The 325-nt window shown below is 80.0% G+C and carries 1 pseudogene; it reads left to right on the forward strand.

Going from position 1 to position 325, the window contains the following annotated elements:
- Window positions 1–105: 105 nt before the first annotated feature.
- Window positions 106–279 (forward strand): annotated as a pseudogene (locus ACFXPK_RS28425) (pectate lyase); the annotation flags it as partial.
- Between the last annotated feature and the right edge of the window lie 46 nt (window positions 280–325).

The following is a 325-nucleotide window of genomic DNA, read 5'->3' on the forward strand; positions in this document are numbered from 1 at the left end:
GGGCCGGGCCTCCCTGACACGCGCGCGCGCGCGGGGTGGGGGGGGCGCGGGGGCGGGCTGCTGTCCTGGCGGGGGCGGCGCGCCCCCCCCCCCCCCCCCCCCCACAACTACGTCAACGGCCGGCCGGTGGATCTCCTCGCCGTCCACAACGCGGGGATCCCCGAGGAGACCCTGCGGCCCGACGCCGGCTGGACGCCCGTCCTGCGGACCGCCGTCGACCCGCCGCGTTCGGTGCCGCGTGTGGTCGACTCCGGGGCAGGTGCCGGAAAGCTGCGCTGAGCCCGGTGCTCCACCCCGTCGTGGCGGGTACGGGCGCGCCCGTACC

Source organism: Streptomyces sp. NPDC059142 (assembly GCF_042755665.1).
In the GTDB taxonomy this organism is placed as follows: Bacteria; Actinomycetota; Actinomycetes; order Streptomycetales; family Streptomycetaceae; genus Streptomyces.